At 30.8% G+C, this 16,621-nt stretch carries 15 protein-coding genes; 4 read left to right on the top strand and 11 right to left on the bottom strand.

The window, feature by feature from the left end; genetic code table 11:
• Nucleotides 1–4 precede the first annotated feature (4 nt).
• Both LPB87_RS14410 and LPB87_RS14405 read left to right on the top strand, forming a co-directional pair.
• Nucleotides 5–589: a hypothetical protein gene (locus LPB87_RS14410; RefSeq protein WP_230728352.1), complete on the top strand. Its 585-nt coding sequence runs from the start codon at nucleotides 5–7 to the stop codon at nucleotides 587–589.
• Nucleotides 590–919: 330 nt separating this feature from the next.
• Nucleotides 920–1,348 (top strand): SRPBCC domain-containing protein, encoded by a 429-nt coding sequence (locus LPB87_RS14405; protein WP_230728351.1) that lies wholly within the window; start codon nucleotides 920–922, stop codon nucleotides 1,346–1,348.
• A gap of 22 nt (nucleotides 1,349–1,370) precedes the next feature.
• On the opposite strand, the gene LPB87_RS14400 is transcribed toward LPB87_RS14405, so the two are convergent.
• The 11 genes from LPB87_RS14400 to metG all read right to left on the bottom strand — a co-directional run bounded on the left by LPB87_RS14400 (nucleotide 1,371) and on the right by metG (nucleotide 14,179).
• Complete coding sequence (locus tag LPB87_RS14400; RefSeq protein ID WP_230728350.1) at nucleotides 1,371–2,426, bottom strand: hypothetical protein; 1,056 nt, start codon at nucleotides 2,424–2,426, stop codon at nucleotides 1,371–1,373.
• 892 nt (nucleotides 2,427–3,318) lie between these two features.
• Nucleotides 3,319–3,510, bottom strand: a complete 192-nt coding sequence (locus LPB87_RS14395) for a hypothetical protein (protein ID WP_230728349.1) — start codon at nucleotides 3,508–3,510, stop codon at nucleotides 3,319–3,321.
• A 65-nt stretch (nucleotides 3,511–3,575) separates the two neighbouring features.
• Nucleotides 3,576–4,094 carry a ferritin gene (locus LPB87_RS14390; RefSeq protein WP_129540449.1) on the bottom strand — a complete coding sequence of 173 codons (519 nt, stop codon included), beginning with the start codon at nucleotides 4,092–4,094 and terminating at the stop codon, nucleotides 3,576–3,578.
• Nucleotides 4,095–4,186: 92 nt separating this feature from the next.
• On the bottom strand, nucleotides 4,187–5,623 hold the full coding sequence (locus LPB87_RS14385) for a hypothetical protein (RefSeq protein ID WP_230728348.1): 1,437 nt from the start codon (nucleotides 5,621–5,623) through the stop codon (nucleotides 4,187–4,189).
• A gap of 182 nt (nucleotides 5,624–5,805) precedes the next feature.
• The gene (locus LPB87_RS14380; RefSeq protein WP_230728347.1) at nucleotides 5,806–6,447 is read right to left on the bottom strand and encodes a chloramphenicol acetyltransferase; all 642 of its coding nucleotides are present in this window, start codon (nucleotides 6,445–6,447) and stop codon (nucleotides 5,806–5,808) included.
• Nucleotides 6,448–7,155 carry an HAD family hydrolase gene (locus tag LPB87_RS14375; protein ID WP_129540452.1) on the bottom strand — a complete coding sequence of 236 codons (708 nt, stop codon included), beginning with the start codon at nucleotides 7,153–7,155 and terminating at the stop codon, nucleotides 6,448–6,450.
• 249 nt (nucleotides 7,156–7,404) lie between these two features.
• The gene (locus LPB87_RS14370; protein ID WP_129540453.1) at nucleotides 7,405–8,316 is read right to left on the bottom strand and encodes a DMT family transporter; all 912 of its coding nucleotides are present in this window, start codon (nucleotides 8,314–8,316) and stop codon (nucleotides 7,405–7,407) included.
• A gap of 43 nt (nucleotides 8,317–8,359) precedes the next feature.
• Nucleotides 8,360–9,847 (bottom strand): hypothetical protein, encoded by a 1,488-nt coding sequence (locus LPB87_RS14365; RefSeq protein WP_230728346.1) that lies wholly within the window; start codon nucleotides 9,845–9,847, stop codon nucleotides 8,360–8,362.
• Nucleotides 9,848–10,010: 163 nt separating this feature from the next.
• On the bottom strand, nucleotides 10,011–11,447 hold the full coding sequence (locus LPB87_RS14360; RefSeq protein ID WP_230728345.1) for a hypothetical protein: 1,437 nt from the start codon (nucleotides 11,445–11,447) through the stop codon (nucleotides 10,011–10,013).
• A gap of 139 nt (nucleotides 11,448–11,586) precedes the next feature.
• Nucleotides 11,587–11,883: a hypothetical protein gene (locus tag LPB87_RS14355; RefSeq protein ID WP_347349798.1), complete on the bottom strand. Its 297-nt coding sequence runs from the start codon at nucleotides 11,881–11,883 to the stop codon at nucleotides 11,587–11,589.
• 238 nt (nucleotides 11,884–12,121) lie between these two features.
• Entirely contained in the window at nucleotides 12,122–14,179 is a 2,058-nt protein-coding gene (metG, locus tag LPB87_RS14350; protein ID WP_230728344.1) for a methionine--tRNA ligase, read from the bottom strand.
• Nucleotides 14,180–14,672: 493 nt separating this feature from the next.
• On the opposite strand from metG, the gene LPB87_RS14345 reads away from it, so the two are divergent.
• Both LPB87_RS14345 and LPB87_RS14340 read left to right on the top strand, forming a co-directional pair.
• Nucleotides 14,673–15,803: a DUF664 domain-containing protein gene (locus LPB87_RS14345; protein WP_129540458.1), complete on the top strand. Its 1,131-nt coding sequence runs from the start codon at nucleotides 14,673–14,675 to the stop codon at nucleotides 15,801–15,803.
• Between the two features lie 196 nt (nucleotides 15,804–15,999).
• Nucleotides 16,000–16,227 carry a CDGSH iron-sulfur domain-containing protein gene (locus LPB87_RS14340; protein ID WP_129540459.1) on the top strand — a complete coding sequence of 76 codons (228 nt, stop codon included), beginning with the start codon at nucleotides 16,000–16,002 and terminating at the stop codon, nucleotides 16,225–16,227.
• The last annotated feature ends 394 nt before the right edge of the window (nucleotides 16,228–16,621 follow it).

Raw genomic sequence — 16,621 nt, 5'->3', positions numbered from 1 at the left:
GCAAATGCTAAATAATATTTTTACAGGCACTGAAAACTTATTTAAGCTACTCTTTATAAATGGAATTCTAATAATTCTAATAGGATTATTTTATCCATTACAGAAGAGAGATGAGCTGGAGTTAAAAATAATCGAATATAACTCCAATGTAAATTTACTAAACAGAGATATTTCCGAATTATATAACCAAAGTGTTGAGCTAAAAAATAAGATTAAAGAAGTTAAGTCAAAGCAAAAAACTAAAATACATGATTTTCAACCTCAAATAAAAGAGCTTCATCAGAAAATTTACGAGCAAGATAAAAAGAAAATTGAAGTCGAAAATCAAAAAAGCTTAGTTGATAAATTAATCAACCAGCAAGAAACTTATAATAAATACTGTAAAGCTTTTCTTGTTTTTGGAGCTTTAATAACAGTTATAGGTTTGTCTGGATGGTCACGCTTAACATATTTTTTATACGACAAGGAATATAGTGAATATTTACAACGAAACTCTCAATTACAGAATCGACCAATCAGAACAAGGATAATACTTTCAATTTTATTAGTAATTATCTTGATTGCTAGTATATATTATATCCTAAATTAATTTTTTATACGCATAAGATAATTTCTTCAAATCTTCAATAAAAAGGTTCGACAATTCAACCGTAAAGGGTACTTAAAACCTCTTCGAAAGAAGAGGTTTTTTTGGTTTTAAGCTGTTTCTATTAAAAATAAGATCCTCTCTTTTTTGTGTAATTACCTTTTTTTAATGAATTCAATAAATAGATGTATTCATTGAAATATAGGATGTAATTATTTTATGTCTGTTGTTATTTAACGAGTTTTAATTGAATATGTTTTTTCAAAATGCTGTTTGTTAGACCGATTAAAAACTTTCTAACTTTGTATTTGAAAAATATAATCAGTCAAGAAAATGGAAAAAATCGAACACATTAATTATATTAAAGCACCTATTGCAGCAGTTTATAAAGCATTAACGACACAAGGAGGTCTTAGTGCTATTTGGACAGAAGAATTGATTGTTAAGCCAGAATTGGGTTTTATCAATGAGTTTAACTTTGGGGATAATGACAACACGAAAATGAAAGTTATAGAATTGGTTCAAAATCAAAGAGTATTATGGGAATGCTTAGATTCAGACCCAGAATGGGTAGGAACTAAGATTTCATTTGACTTAACAGAAAAAAATGGAATAACATCAATTGTTCTTAAACATTTTGATTGGCGCGAACTGACTGAATTTTACCAGTGGTGTAATTATAATTGGGCTATGTTTTTATTAAGTCTAAAAAGCTATTGCGAAGATGGTGAAGGGACTCCTTATCAAAAACGGAAGTTTTAGGATTCATAATAAAAAGACTTTTTTATTTCAGTTTTGTTAATGCTTTGGAATTCCTCAATAGAAAAACATACTGAAAATAATCTGTTGTAGAAGTGCCTTTTTGAGGAACAATATTCTTTCCAAAAACTCTCGATTTTATACTAACTAAGTGTTGAGATTTTAGAAAAGGTGAGTTCTTTGAGTTTAACTTAAAAAGAGTAATTGAATTAGGTTTACTTAATTCTTTTAAGTCATTGATTCCCTTAACAAGTTGCAATGGACCATCTGCATTAATCCAATCTACTTTTTCATTTTCTGGTGTAGGGAATTGGGAAATTTTTGGAAGATATATTTCGCTGTCTATAGTATAACTAACAAAACTCGTGGTTTTTATATTTGATTTTTTTAGTTCAGATGCGAATGTTTCTTTACCATTCTCCGTAATATTTTGCAATACGTGGAAATAACCAAAAAGGCCATAGAATTTTTCATTCTCAAGTTTCATTTCTTTGATAGAATTCTTAAAATTAATTACCATCGCCGAATCTCTTTCTACTTTTGAATTATCATCAAAATTTTTGTCTATTCCAATTACTGTGATTTTTAATGAATCTGTTAGTTTTTGATTATAATCATAAATGTCGTTCCATTTGTCAAATAGTTCCTGACTTGATTGTTGCGGAATTCTTTTTTTGATTGCTAAAATAATTTCTTTTAAAGTTTGTTGATTTTTTGAACTATCTATCAAGAAGTGATTCAGTTTTTTAGCTGTTATGCTATCCATTTCTGCGATGTAATATTTAACACCTAATTTTTTATTTAGGAAAAAAAGCAACTCCTTGTCCAATTTTTGATTGTCAGCGTAGCCGTGAATTTCTCCCAAAAGGAAAACCTTTGATTTGTAAAAATCATCATCAAATAATTTGTCATTAATTGTGTTTGTAATTTCGGTATTGTTTTTTGTCAAATAGGTTACATTATTTTCATTTTTAGATTCTAAAAACAATTTATTGCTGATAAATAAGTACAAGATAAATAGCAAGCAAATACTTAAAATAGTTATAAATGTGAACTTAATGATTTTTAAAAATTTTTTCATTGTATATATATTTTGTTAATTATTTTGATTCAAAAGTATTTTCAATGAAACGAATACTCAAAAATTAATTACTGAATTGTTATTTTTCTGTGATGAACCGTCTTTTTAATTGTGATGTTTGCTAAAATTGCAGTTAACGTGATTCTTTGATGAATTAGTTGTTGTTTGTGATAAGAAATGGGGATTGATTTGGTAATGTGTTAATACTTATCTTCTCTTTAAATTAGACAAAAAAAATACCTCCATGATTTTGAAGGTATTAATGATATAATTTATTTGTTTAAAGAGCTTATTTAGTTAAAGGAGAGATCTTGTTATAGGTGTTCAAAATTTCCTCGTAACTCCAATAGATAGAAGTATTGATGTTGTATTTTGTATCGTCTTCATCTACAAATTCTAGATAGTAAAGGGAACCTCTTCTGTATCTTTGTTGCTCCTTTATGCAAATAGCAATTTTCTTGGTGTTTAGTACCACTTCCCATTTTGTGTTATACTTATATCCTCTGAGAGTTATCGTTTTACTATTGAATTCAACGGCATTTATGAAAATAATTGCTGATTGAAATATTTTTATTATGACACATAATGAAAGTATAAGGCAGCAACATCCTATGAGGAATATGACATATATTGAGGGTATCACCTTGCCATGATTTATTACTATTTCGTAGCTACTAAAAGTTAGAAACATTCCAGCAAGACATAACAAGCCCAAATAAATTAAGATTATAAAAATATCTAATCGATCTATAAACGGTATGTATGTAGGTTTAGACTTTATATTATTCATGTTTTATTAGTTAATGATATTTGTGTGCAAGATTAATGACGCTAGTTTTGTCATAAAAAAAATGCCCTCGATTAGGAGAGCATTTTATATATATAAATGTTGTTAAGCAACTTTTTTGATTAAATCAAACATAGGGCAACGGCTACAACGCTTGCTTTCACTCTTTTTGTATTTTTCACAACAAGAGGATTTACAATTTTCTGCACGTTTAAGCTTTTCAAGGATTTCTTTCTTTTTTTTCTTCTTCTTTTTATCCTTTTTCTTGTCCTTGTCTTTTACTTTATCTTTTCCCAATTTGTATTGAATTATAAAACTGGGACAAATATAAGTTATTTTTATATATTCTAAATAAACTTTAACTATTTAGGATTAATTGCAATAGAACTAGTTACCGTTAATTGTTGAATATCTCTGTCAAATAAGTATAAACCACCTTTGTCATCACCAATTAAATTAATTTTGTCCAGGATAGATTTAGCAGTCGCTTCTTCTTCAATTTGTTCAGCAACATACCATTGTAAGAAGTTATGAGTCGCATAATCTCTTTCAGAGAAAGTGATATGAACTAATTCGTTAATAGATTCTGAAACGAAAATTTCATGTTTGTATAGTTCTTCAAACATTTCTTTAAATGTATCGTAGCTTGTTTTTGGAGCTTTAAGATCAGTAATTGTTGTTGACCCGCCGCGTTCGTTAACATAACGAACTAGTTTTAGCATATGTGCACGTTCTTCATCAGATTGCGTGTACATAAATTCTGCAATACCTTCTAGGCCATGTGCCTCTGCCCAACAAGCCATTGATAAATAAGTTTGAGAAGATTCTGCTTCTATTCGGATTTGCTTGTTTAGCGCTGTTTCTATATTTTTTGATAACATAATCGTGAGTTTTTTGTAAAGTTAAAAAAAATAATCTAAACCCATTTTTGAAACCCAAAAAGAGCCAACATTTGGATTAATTCTCAATAAAATTAAGGTTTATCTGCTGGAAAAGATTTCGAAAATACCGCTTTGTTTATGATTGGATTCAGTGATTCTTCAGGAGGAAATCCGTCAGTGAATTTTCGCATTACATACTGTTTTGTAGTACTGTCATAATAGCCTAAAATGTAAAAATCTTTAAATTTTAAGGTAGTAGCTAATATAGCTTTTTTATTCTGTTCTAAAAAGAGATTGATATTGTCAAAGGCATAAGGTTGTTGTTCGAATTTAACAAACTCATTATCTTTATTCAATGTACTTTCAAAAAAGACACTTTCGGCAGATGAGCCAAAGTCCCAAGTGTACAATTGATCGTTAACAGTATAATATCTTTTTTCAATTTTAGGAACACCACCTAAAGTAACTAATGTATTTTGACTGTTTTTAAAAACAGATATGCCTATATCTAAATTGGAGAGACGCTGTAAAAACTTGCTTGTATTTTTTAATTCTCTTGTTCTTTGGTTTTCTCCTTGAACAAGTAGTGGAGAACTCTTAAAACGAATTGTGTCACTTTTTATGACTTTAAAACTTTTAAGCGTTTCACCAGAGTTATAATTTTTTATATCAAATACAAGTTCATCTTGACTTGCATTAACCTGATAAATTTTGTCATTATATAAAAAGGAGTTGCCTAACTTTTTGGGGTTATTTATAACAGATTTTGTAAAGGTTTTTTCGGTAATAGCATTGTTCTCAAGATTAATATCAAATACCTGCGTCTTGATGGGATTATGATCTAAAGTTAAAATGATATGTTCATCAAACATATAAAGCTTGCTCTTTTTTGAGCTTTTGAATAAAGGATTATATTCATCCAATTCTATTTTTTCAATAGGATTATCAGTGATGACCTGATTAAAAGATATGCGCTGTGTTTTTCTGTCTTGAAAAGCATAGGTTGAAAAATCAAAAAGTTTTTCCTCAACGACTCCATTTTTAAAAACATAAACAATTAATTCAGGTGTTGCTAAATCTTTAGTAATGATATAGAATAAATTATTTTTCTGAAAAGTTGCTATTATAAACTGACTAGAAATGGGAGAATTATAACTAAGCATCTTATAGGTTTTGCCCTCTAAATAATATTTAACAACCAAAATGCTCTTGTAATCATCCGTAGCCCAATATAAAGTAGGGTTTCCGTCTTCGCTAAAACTGTATCCAATTATAGAGTGATTCTCTAAATTGGTACGCGGAACAGTAAACTCATTTACTAGAAATAAGGCATTATTGTATTTTAAGATGGTAACATTAGTAGCGTTTGTTGCAAAAACAAAAACATCATGTGTTGTTGTGTTCTCAACATTCATGATCATGTTAGACTCATCGTATTTTTTTAAATCTATAGGATATGAATTCAATACAGTTTGACCTATTACTATAGATTTATAGAAGATAAGAAAGAAGAAGAATGTTTTTTTCATGTGTTGCTAGCGATAAAATTATTCCAAAATTATCTCTTTATTTTAGGAATAAAAAATTAAAGAGTTACCGATATACTGGGTTTATGAGCAGGATTAAAGATATAAAAAAAGTCCTTAAGAATGATTTTCTTAAGGACTTGATTTTTAGTACGATCAAAGCTATAGATTATAGTATGCTAAGGTTAAATAATATCTGTGTTATTCATTAATTCCTGAAAACGATCAACAAATTGTCCTACATGCATAGCATCCATTAAGCCATGATGTACATGAACAGACATTGACATGGTTCTTTTTCCAGTTTCAGAAATCATCATTTTCCCAAAAGAAACTTTCGGGCAACTATCAGGAAAACTATAACTTCTGGCATGAGACAGGGAAGTAAAATTAATCCAAGGGATTGCCGAAAAATGAATCACATTATCTTCATCAAAAGTTCGGGTAAAAAGACCTGTTGTATTTTGAATACGTTTGATTTCTGTTAATGCAATTTGTTCGAATATTTTAAAATCCGAATCGTATTCGATTAAAGAAAAACCAAAAGTACCATCTTCACGACCAATTGTAGCCGAACCACCAATAGTATCATGTATCTGTATTTGATCGTTGGCGATTCGATATCTAAAAGGCTCAATAGTATTTATTGCAACTAATGTTTTATGTAGGTAATAAATAAAAAATGAAGAATTTAATTTCTTGGCATTTTCATAAGCATTCGTACAATCAACGTCAACAGTTACACCAAAAAAAGGTTCATCCATTTGTTTGAAAAACAGAAAGTGCTCCTTTCTGTTCCAATTTTCCAAATCCAAAAAAGTTTTCATTTATATTAATTTGTTTACGACTTCGGTTATTTTTTCAAAAGCAAAGAAGTTTTCATGTTCTACTTTGTGATTGATTTTTTCATGCTCCCAAGTGGTGTGAAATGGAATATGTACAGCATATCCTCCGATTCCTAAAACAGGTAAGACATCAGATTTTAATGAATTTCCAATCATTAGGAATTCATCGGCATTGATATCCAAACGCTTTAATAGTTTTTCATAATCAATTTCTTGTTTGTCCGACATTACTTCGATATGGTGAAAATAGTGTCCCAAACCAGAACGGTGTAATTTGCTGTGTTGATCTTTTAAATCTCCTTTTGTGGCAACAACAAGTTTATATTTGCCATGAAGTGCTTGTAAGGTTTCTTCAACGCCATCAAGTAAATCGATTGGTTTTTCGAGTAATTCTTTTCCGTATTCAATGATTTTACCAATAGCTTCAACCGAAATTGTATTATTAGAAATCAGCATTGCCGCCTCAATCATAGAAAGTATATATCCTTTGATTCCGTAACCATATAAAGATAGATTCTGAATTTCGGTCTTAAATAGCTCTTGTGACAATCCTTGATGTGAAAGATAATCTTCCATCAAGACACAAAATTTTTGTTCCGTTTCTTGAAAATAAGGTTCATTTACAAATAAAGTATCATCGGCATCAAATGCGATTACTTTTAGTTTTGATATTTTGTCTTTATGTAACATTTAAATTTTGTTTAAAGTTTGAAGTTTTCTCTGTTTAATTTTTTTGCCACGAAATGATTAAAAAATAATCTGCTCAATCAATCTGCGAGAAAACTTTTCGTTAAAAATTAAAAAATCTGTTTTTATTTGTGTTTTTGCTTTAGCGAATACACATCATCCGCATTCTATTTTTTATCATAGATTAATAAATTTAATGATTTAAAAAAGAACTACAAAATCTCTTGAATCTGCGTGAGATTTTTTTACGCTTTATTGAATTTGTTTAATCCTTGTGCGATTTCTTAATCTTAATTTTTTCAACGAAATAGTTTTATCATAAAATGTAATCCTGATTCCGAATAATAAAATAGCACCTCCAATAAGCATTTGTATTGTAATCTTTTCATCCAGAAATAACCATGCCAGAATAGACGTAAGCACAGCCTGACTTAATAAACTTAGCGAAACTCTCGTAGCTCGCATATGTTGTGTGGCATAACTTAAGCAAAGCCAAGCACACAATTGGCATATTACAGCCTGAAGCACCAATACAAACCAACCAGTATTAGAGAATCCTGTAAAAGGCTCATCTAAAGCGTAACAAAGAATGCCTAAATAAATGCTTGAAGCCAATAGGGCAATTGTCATAAAGGACAAAACATCAACTTCTGAAAGAACATTTTTACTTACCAATAAATAAATAGAGTATAAGATTCCAGATAATACCGCAAGAAGAAAAGCTTTGTCAAAACTTAGATTAATAAAAAACGAGAATCCAACTAATGTAATCATTCCGAACAAGGCTACAGCTGTTCCTATCCAAAAATTGGTCGCAGGTTTTGTTTTTAAAAAGAAATAAGAACCAATACCAACCCAAAGTGGAGAAAGATTTGTTAATAAAGAAGCCTGAGTAGCACTCGATTCCTGAATGGCAATATTCCAGACAGCAACATCTGATGCAAATAAAACACCGCAAAGCGCAGCCAGAATCACGAATTTAGTATTCGGAATTTTAAAGCTTTTTGTAATAAGTACATAAGGTAGCAACAAGCTTATGGCAAAAGCCATTCTATAGAAAGCCGAAATTAATCCAGGAGTCAAACGGAGCTTGACCAATATTGGGAAAATCGATATGCAGAGTATTCCACAGATTAAAGCTAATCTAGGTTTTGTAATTTTCATTTTTGTCAAAATTGTATATTTTAAAATTAGTACTGATTCTTAATCATTCACTAAAACTAAAAATTTGATATTTCTTGTTCTCTTTGTTATAGTTTCCTAAATACAAGGTGGCATTGAATTTAAAAATAATTAAATCTTTATATAAATCTCTACCAAAAATAGATATACTCTCTATAAGTTCTTCATTCTCTTCTAAAAATAATCTGGCTTTTTCAAATGCTGAGATTCCGATTTTATTTTCTAAATGATTAAAATTTGAATCAAACAAACAGTTCGTATAAACAACATTTTTATCTTTATAAGAAATTAAATTTCCAATAGTATAACTTGATAAAAAATCAAATGACATAGGAGCGACGTTAAAACTACCTCCAAATCCAGCACCTATTCCCATTCCTGTCGGTCCTCCTCTATGTACTATTTCTTGTGAACTTCCAATTACCGTATAATATAAACCATTTAGCTTATAACATAATATTCCAGGATTAGAGTCGTTGATTTTTCGTATAAATTGTTTTGGTTTTTCAAGAACCTTTTTGTTATGAATACTTTTTATTTCCTGAAAAACATCTGAGTTTTTAAAAGTAATTTCTTCCTCTCGGGAGGCTATAAACTGATTAATTTTATTCCCATTTTGATCACTTATGGTCAGAAATAGAACTTCGGGATTGGTTTTGATTTGAATAATTTTATCATCTATTAAGAATGAATTCGACTTAAATATAATAGATCCGTATGCACCTCTGGCTATTGCTGGCTGTTGAATTGATTTTAAATTTCCAGTAAAATCATTCAGATTAATTTTTAAGATATCTGTTGAGAAAGCATTATTACCTATTGTAAAAATAATTTCATCATTTTTGTACGTGTAAATTTTATATTGCTTTGTGCTCAATGCTAAAGAAGGTGGGCTGTCGGTGCTTATATTCTGAATGAAAATATCCGATGACTTTTCTGTTAATGCCGTATATAGGTTTACTTCATTTGCCAGTTTATTTTTAAATTGCAAATTTGACAAATCGATTGTTTTTGTATTTAGATTTCCATCATTATTAGAAATATAAAATTTTAAAATGCTCGTGTTTTTTATAATAGTAATGAGATAAAAGACATTGTTTATGGTAAGTTCTTTAACTATTTTTTCCTTTTTTAATTCGAGATTAATTGAAGTTGTTTTTGTTTCTTTTTTTGCAAAATTAAAATATTGAGAACTGATTTCTTTTCTGTCTTCCGATGCCCAAAAAATAAAATAATTATCATCCGTTTTACTATAACCAATGATATTGCCGTATTTTTTTTCTGGCCTCGAAGTAGTCAAAGAATCTATAATGCTAAATTTTTGATCAAATCTTATAGACGTAACCTTTTCTTTGTCATTCAAAAATATAATAACTTCTTTTTCATCCTCATTAACTACTTGAAAAAAGTCTCTTTTCTTTTCTAATTTCAGATCAAATTCCTTTACAATATCTTGCGAAAAGGAGAATAAACTATTTAAAAATAAAGAGGTGAGGAGTAATTTTTTAATCATTTTTAATTTATTGAAGGGTGTTTTTTGTAGGCTAATATCTTGTTTTTTTTCTTAAACATAATTAGTCAAGAACAGTTATTTTTTTTAAATTAAAACGCATGAATCAATTAAGAGATTCATGCGTTTTGTTTTTTAAATTAAATGAGAAAATTGATATAGATTTTTAGTCAACAAATTTTCGTATAATATATTCTTTGGTCTTATTATCATAATAGCCTAAATAATAATAGTCAGTTTTGAATAATGTTTGCGATGAGACATTATTATTATCATCAAAGAAAGTTCGAATTTTATCAAAAGCTAATGGTTGTAAATCTCCTTTTATATGATTTTCTTGGCTGTCGAATAGACTTTCTATTTTAACTACTTTTTTGTTAGAATAGGAATTAAAGCTTTCCATCGTTGGGCTAAAAAATGCAACTCCAGCTAATGCACCAATAAGTCCAAATTGAGACATTGCGGCTTGCCCACCAGATTGTTGCGATGCTGAGACACCTCCAAAAGTTACTAAAGTACTTTGCCCTATATGGTAACAAGAAATTGCAGTATTCAAATTGTTTATTTTTCGGATAAATTGAGAGCTGTTATCCAGCGTTCTTTTTCCTCCAAAAGCGCCACCTTCCTGATAAAATTCAGAATTTTTAAAGTCGATAGGATTAATTGCATTGGCTTGGTATTCCTTTATTAGATTGTCGTTTAAGTCCTTTATTGTAAAGTAAAATAACTCAGAAGAGGTTTTTACTTGATATAGTTTATTGTCAAAAAAGAATGAGTTTGAATTTAGAAAATGGCGTTCACTAGTTGCTATTGAACGTTTTTTAATCATTTTTTCAGTAGCAACAAAATTGATTAAATCAAGAGTAATGACTTGAGTATAATCGATATTGGCATCTAGAGTTATTATGATTTGGTTATTGTCAAAATAACATTTTCTCTTTTTCGCGGCATCGGTTAATGAAGTTGGATTTTTAACATTGATATTTTGTAATGTAAAAGGAACTTCAAAAGGAAGTAGGTTTTCTTCAAAAACACCATACAAATCTGTTTTGGTGTAGCCATATCTAAAAAAGCGAAATCCATCTAAATTGATTATTTGTTCTTTATGAGCACCATCTTTATCAAAAATATGGAGCTTAAAATTATTACTTTTCTTTATAACGCTTAAAATATAAAAGTTTTCATTTCCACTGAATTTCTGTAAAACTTTTTCATTTTTAAAAATAAGAGAATATTGCTGTGTTACAACCTTACGACTAGTGAAGTCATACAATTGAGAAAACACATCTTCATAATCATTTGATGACCAAAATAACCTTGTATTATCATTGCTACTATTATAGCCAATCATGTTAGAGTACGTTCTAGTATTTGGTCTTTCGGTAGAAATACTGTCAGCAATTTGCATTTTTTCGTTAAGCCGAATGGCTTTTACCTTTTCTTTATCACTAATAAACAATGTAACTTCATTTTTGTCATTATTTATAGTCTGAAAAACATCACGATTCTTTTTCAAGTCAACTAGTGTAGCGCTAACAATTTCCTGTGAAAAAGAGATCAAACTATTTAAGAACAAAAGGGGGAGGAGTAATTTTTTAATCATTTTTAATTTATTGAGGGGGTGTTTTTTGTTGGCTAATATCTTGCTTTTTTCTTAAACATAATTAGTCAAGAACAGTTATTTTTTTAAAATTAAAACGCATGATTCAATAAAGAATTTCATGCGTTTTGCGTTATTGAACTTAAGCATTAATAATTGTATCGCAGGCGTCTTGAATTTGTCTATCTGAAAAAGGTTCAAGCGCTTTTGCTAACATTCGACTGGTTTTTATACAACCAATCATTTTAGTTCTTAAGTCGATGTTGTCACCAATTTCAGTTTCAAGAATAGTCTCAAAGATCTCGGTTAAATACTCAGGTTGGTCTCTAAAATATCCTTCAAGCCAGAGCTCAGAAAGGAAGTTTGCAACAGATGGCATTACATCATGATGTGATGTGTTTTGATTTTCTTTTGTCATAATCGAAAATAGTAAACGCACGAAACCCTCGCTTTAGATGTGACAAAATACCCATAAGGATAGATTTTCCGTAGTTTCCATAGGAACATCATGGCGAGGGAATCGCTTATATTAATCTCTAAATAAAGTTTCAGGATTGCTCCTTAAGGTATTTTGTCAAAACAAACATACATATTAGAACTTTATAAAACAATAAAAAAAGAAGAATTATCTTATGTTTTGTATTTGCATCTAACATTTCACCTTTCACAAAAAAACCTTAGTTTACAGTTTCTCCGTTTGGAGCATCAGCATCAGGATTAATAAAAACCAGCTTTCCTTCAGCATTTGTAGTCATTAAAATCATACCTTGACTTTCAACACCACGTAAAGCTCTAGGCGCTAGGTTTGCTAAAACCGAAACACGTTTACCAATAATTTCTTCAGGAGTAAAGCTTTCGGCAATTCCCGAAACAATCGTACGAACGTCAATTCCAGTATCTACCTTAAGAACTAAAAGTTTATTAGCCTTTGGCATTTTCTCAGCTTCAAGGATAGTTCCAACACGAATGTCCATTTTAGCAAAATCTTCAAACTGAATTAACTCCTTTTGAGGTTCAGGTTGTTTGCTTTCGGCAAGATTAGCTGTTTTTGTAGCTTCCAATTTATCTATTTGTTTTTGTATTTCTTCGTCTTCAATTTTAGCAAAAAGTAATTCGGCTTCACCAATTTGGTGACCAGCAGGAATTAATTCTGAATTCTCAGAAACGTCATTCCATTTCAGTTTGCCATCATTCTTTAATATTCGTGATAATTTAGTAGCAGTAAACGGCAAGAAAGGTTCAGATAAAACGCTCAATGCTGCAGCAATTTGTAAAGCAACATACATTTGAGTTTTTACACGCTCAGGATTATCTTTCATTACTTTCCAAGGCTCTTCATCAGCAAGATATTTATTACCCAAACGAGCAACATTCATCAACTCACCCAAAGCTTCACGAAATCTGTAACGCTCCACAGAACTAGAAATAACAGCAGGATATGCTTTTAATTCCGTCAAAGTAGCTTCATCAATCTCAGTTAATTCATTTGGTGAAGGAATAAAACCGTCGTAATATTTATTAGTCAAAACCACAACACGATTAATAAAGTTACCAAAAACGGCAACCAATTCGTTGTTGTTTCTAGCCTGAAAATCTTTCCAGGTAAAATCATTGTCTTTCGTTTCCGGAGCATTAGCTGTTAGAGCATAACGCAAAACATCTTGTTTCTCAGGGAAATCTTCTAAATATTCATGCAACCAAACTGCCCAGTTTTTAGAAGTCGAAAGTTTATTACCTTCCAAATTCAAGAATTCATTAGCAGGAACATTGTCAGGTAAAATATAGCTACCTTCTGCTTTAAGCATTGCAGGGAAAATGATACAGTGAAAAACAATATTGTCTTTCCCAATAAAATGAACCAGTTTCGTGTCTTCATCCTTCCAGTACGGTTCCCAATCTTTACCTTCGCGAGCAGCCCATTCCTTAGTCGATGAGATGTAACCAATAGGAGCATCAAACCAAACATATAATTTTTTTCCTTCAGCACCTTCCACAGGAACATCAATTCCCCAATCAAGGTCACGAGTTACAGCACGAGGTTCAAGACCACCGTCAACCCAAGATTTAACCTGACCGTAAACATTCGGTTTCCAGTCATTTTTATGTCCAACCAAAATCCATTCAGTCAAGAACTCAGTATATCTATCTAGAGGTAAGAACCAGTGTTTAGTCGATTTTAATATCGGAGTTTCACCAGTAATAGTCGATTTCGGATTAATCAAATCAGTTGCATTCAACGTCGATCCACATTTTTCGCATTGGTCTCCGTAAGCTTCTTCATTGCCACATTTTGGACAAGTACCAACTACAAAACGATCCGCAAGAAACTGATTCGCTTTTGCATCATATAATTGTTCCGTTACTTCCTCGATAAAATCACCCTTATCGTACAGCTTTCTAAAAAATTCCGAAGCCGTATCGTGATGAATCTTAGCCGAAGTTCTAGAGTAATTATTAAAAGAAATTCCAAAATCGATAAAAGACTTACGGATAATCCCATCATATTTATCAATAATTTCTTGAGGAGAAACCCCTTCTTTTTTAGCCTTCATCGAGATTGCCACACCGTGTTCGTCACTTCCACATATAAAAGCCACATCTTTACCCTGCATACGTAAAAAGCGAGAGTAAATATCAGCAGGTACGTAAACGCCCGCCAAATGGCCAATATGAATAGGTCCGTTAGTATAAGGTAAAGCAGCAGTAATGGTATATCTCTTAGGATTTTGTAACATAAAATTGATTTTTATTTTTCAGATAAAGCAGCCCAAAAGCCGACTTTATACATTTTAATATGATAAATTCTGTGCAAAAATAAGCAATAGAATTGAGAGTTTTACTGTTTTTATTAGGAGCAATTTCCAGCTATCCACTTTATCTTTACTTGCCTAAAGAAGGCAAGCAAAGGATGCCGTTTCTATCTGGGCTAAAACGAGCTATATTTAACAGTGATAGAAGTGACAGTTTCGCTTATTTAGCAGTATTTAATTTCTATAAACAGATGCTATAAAGATATTATTTAAGAAGGGTGAAATCTACAAGAATATTTTTTTTGCATAGGAAATAAAATGATGCGTGAAATAAAAAAAAGAAACGGAAGTGCTTAGTAAATAGGAGTATTATGTTTTTTATTATAGTGTCCTAAATAGTCTAGAAATTTATAAATAGGATTTATTTAGACTCAAAAAAATAGTATTACATTTACCTTTTAGTAATAAAAAACAGACAATGAAAAAAACAGCATTAGTACTACTATTTTTAAGTCATCTATTGACTTACGCTCAAACACAAAAGGTTATTTCTAGAGATTGGGCCTCTTTTAGTCAAACTCTGGATATACAAACGGCCACTAAGAAAAAATTTAAAGTTATTGCTTCAGTAAAAGTAGAAACAGATGAGCCATCGGCTTGGGCAGGAGTATGGGCTAGAATAGATACCAAAAACGAAGAAGATGGTTTTTTTGATAATATGAGAGACAGACCCGTTAAGGATAAAGAATGGAAATCGTATACTGTTGAAGGTACAATAGACTCAAATACAAAATCATTAAGTTTTGGAGGGTTGTGTTTGTATAATGGAAAGTTCTATTTTGATAAGTTTGAATTGTTTTTAGAAAATGATAAAGGAGTACTAGAGCCAGTTAAGCTGCTTAATTCAAGTTTTGAAACTGTTGTAAAAAACGATGAAATTCCAAAATGGAATTTAGGTATACGCAAGGGTGAGATGATTAAAGTCAAAGAATATAAAATCACATCAACCAAAGAAAGTACAGATGGTAATTATGGAGTATTGCTAGAGGGGAGTGGTATAAAGCCAAGACTAGAAGCAAAAATTGGTAATGTTGAAGGGGCTTCTCCGCAAATTGGCGCTATGATTTCGATGTTAGAAGATCTTAAAAGACGTGTTGAAAATACAGTAAAGAATATGAGTCAATACGAAATAGATTACTTGCACGATGCAGAAGCAAATAGAATAGGTTCATTAATTATGCACTTAGCGGCAGCAGAAGCGTACTATCAAGTTTTTACTTTTGAAAATAGAGGATTTAATGAAGAAGAAAAGAAAAAATGGAATGCAGCATTAAATTTAGATCAAGGAGGGCGAGATGAATTTAAAGGGCATGAAGTACAATATTATTTAGATATATATAATGAAGTAAGAGCAAAAACTATAGCAGAGCTAAAGAAACGTGATGACGCTTGGTTTGCTGAGGTGCAAAAGGAATACGATTGGACAAACCAATATTGTTGGTTTCATGTTATGGAGCATCAATCAAGCCATTTAGGACAGATCTTGTTTTTAAAGAAACGAATCCCGCCTCAAAAGCAATTAAACTTAGAGCAGAAGATGAAAAATTAAAACGTTAAGAACTGATCAAAAGCTTTTGAGAATAGACTGTGTGACCTTTGCGTAAAGCAGTGTAATAGATATGTACAATAAGCTCATAAAGTAGAATTAATTTAAACTAAGCCTTCAGTTCATAAAAACAGCAAATCAATGCAAACCGTTCGGAATATATTTTGCAATCTTTGATGCAAAAAAAGAAAAGAACATTATGAGCAAGACTAAACTAATAATTAATAAAAACGGATCTATAAAGATAGAAGGTGATTTCGAAATAATGGATTCAGAAGGAACAGTGTACGGATTACAAGGAAGAGCAGCATTAGGACTTTGTCGTTGCGGATTGTCATCAAACAAACCTTTTTGTGATGGAGCACACCGTAACAATTTCGAACACGAATCAAAAGCGTTCGATTTACCACCAATGAAAACAAACTAAGAATTCTATTCTCAAGCAAATTACAAGAAGCCTTCTCATATTATGAGAAGGCTTCTTCTTTTATGAACCTATATATAAGGAGTGTTTTTCTCCTTATATATAGGAGTAAGATATGGCTGTAGTATATATAAGAGTATTTTTTCTAGAAGCTATCCCGATAGTAGCCGTGACAAGACTAGGGGAAACGAAAAAGACTTCATATTTAAATACAATGTAGTAAGCTTTGCGCCTTCGCGTCTTTGCGAGAACCCGAAATCCCAGTAAAACCGAGCGAAAACAGAAGAAGAAGAGGTTAGCTTGCAGAAAAATCTTAGAAAACCCAAAAACACCCAAACAGTAAGGTGTGAGTTATCAATGTGTTAAGAAATAAACGCAAAATAAACGTAAAAATGCG

It is taken from the genome of Flavobacterium sp. EDS (assembly GCF_020991525.1).
Classification (GTDB): Bacteria; Bacteroidota; Bacteroidia; order Flavobacteriales; family Flavobacteriaceae; genus Flavobacterium.
The sequence above is the reverse complement of the archived record's forward strand: the minus strand, read 5'-3'. Positions and strand labels throughout refer to the sequence as shown.